This is a genomic window from Streptomyces sp. NPDC001027 (assembly GCF_040299045.1).
In the GTDB taxonomy this organism is placed as follows: Bacteria; Actinomycetota; Actinomycetes; order Streptomycetales; family Streptomycetaceae; genus Streptomyces.
In genome coordinates this window covers 1-1,812 of sequence record NZ_JBEPBI010000547.1, presented here as the reverse complement: position 1 = coordinate 1,812, position 1,812 = coordinate 1, and the positions used below count along the sequence as shown (strand labels likewise).

The following is a 1,812-nucleotide window of genomic DNA, read 5'->3' as shown; positions in this document are numbered from 1 at the left end:
GGACGGAGGAACTCCCACTCCTCATCGGACAGTTCATGGCGACGTATCACCCGACCATGATCCACCACTCAAGATCAATTGAAGACACGACCTAGAAGGCTGATGAAGATCTTGGGTTCTGGCCCCGCCGCCTGAGCGGCGGGGCCAGACTCGTTTTCGTGGCGATGGGCGAGTGGGCCGGGGAGACCGTCGGCCCGGATGTGTGGGAGACCTGTCGGGAGTTGATCCCGGCCGGGAGTGTGTTCGCGTTCCTGGCCGAGCATCGTGGTGCGCTGTTCCCGGCGGAGATGTTCGCGGACATGTATCCGTCGGCGAACGGGCGGCCGAGCATGCCGCCGCAGATCCTGGCCGCCGCGATCACCTTGCAGGCCCTGCACGGGCTGTCGGACTTCGAGACGGTCCAGGAACTGCGGTGCGACCTGCGGTGGAAGGCCGCATGCGGACTGGGCCTCAACGACATGGCGTTCGACCCGTCGCTGCTGGCCTACTTCCGCCGCCGACTGGCCCGTTCCGCCCGCCCGAACCGTATTTTCGAGGCCGTGCGCGAGGTCGTGAAGGCCACCGGTGTCCTGAAGGGCAAGCACCGCCGGGCGCTGGACTCCACCGTGCTGGACGACGCGGTCGCCACCCAGGACACCGTCACCCAGATCATCGCCGCCGTCCGGGCGGTGATCCGCGAGGTCCCCGGCGCCGGCGCGGTCGCCGCTGTCCATTGCAGCGCGCACGACTACGCCGACCCGGGCAAGCCCCGCATCGCCTGGAACGACGAGCAGGCCCGCGCCGAACTGGTCGACGCGCTGGTCACCGATGCCCTGCGGCTGCTGGGCCACCTGCCCGGCCAGCAGCTCGGCGAGAAGGCCGCGAACGCGGTCGGCATCCTGGCCCTGGTCGCCGGCCAGGACGTCGAGCCCGCCGAGGACTCCGACGGCCGCGACGGACGCTGGCGCATCGCCCGGGGCACCGTCCCGAACCGGATGGTCTCCACCGTCGATCCGGAAGCCCGGCACGTCCACAAGACCCGCAGCCACCGGCAGGACGGCTTCAAGGCCCACCTGGCCATCGAACCCGAGACCGGCTTATACACCGCCGTCGCCCTGCGGCCCGGCGCCGGGCCCGAGTACCATGAGGCCGCTGTGGGCCAGGAACTGCTCGCCGACGAGGACACCCCGGTGGACGCCTTCGGTGACACCGCCTATTCCACCGGCGACGCCCGCCAGGCCCTCCACGAGGCCGGACACCGGCTGTTCCTCAAGCCCGCACCACTGCGGCCCGCCGTCCCCGGCGGCTTCACCCTCGACGACTTCACCGTCGACACCACCACCGCCACCGTGACCTGCCCGGCCGGACACACCGTGGCTCTGTCCGTCCCCGGCGGGCAGCATCACCAACGCAAAGCCTTCTTCGGGGACTTATGCACCGGATGCCCCCTGCGTGAGCGGTGCACCAAAGCCAAGGCCGGACGCATCCTGACCATCCGCCCCCACCACGACCAGCTCGCAGCCGCCCGCCACCAGGCCGCCGCCGACCCCGGCTGGCAGGCCGACTACCGCCGCTGGCGGCCCCCCGTCGAACGCGCCGTCGCCTGGCTCGTCCACCACGGCAACCGCCGTCTGCGCTACCGCGGCACCATCAAGAACGACACCTGGCTCCACACCCGAGCCGCCGCCCTCAACCTCCGCCGGCTGATCAACCTCGGGCTCATCCACACCAGTGGTACCTGGCACATCGCACCAGCCAGTGCATGAGCGGAGGGCTGTCCGGCCTGACGGCCGGACAGCCCTCACCAAGATCTTCATCAGCCTTCTAGATCAG

Annotated in this window: 1 protein-coding gene; it reads left to right on the top strand. The window is 70.1% G+C overall.

Going from position 1 to position 1,812, the window contains the following annotated elements:
• Positions 1-164: 164 nt before the first annotated feature.
• Positions 165-1,745: an IS1182 family transposase gene (locus tag ABT300_RS43760; protein ID WP_351688681.1), complete on the top strand. Its 1,581-nt coding sequence runs from the start codon at positions 165-167 to the stop codon at positions 1,743-1,745.
• The last annotated feature ends 67 nt before the right edge of the window (positions 1,746-1,812 follow it).

Excerpts from the sequence above, each read along its gene's own strand:
- ABT300_RS43760 (WP_351688681.1), top strand. The coding sequence starts at position 165 with ATGGGCGAGTGGGCCGGGGAGACCGTCGGCCCGGATGTGTGGGAGACC.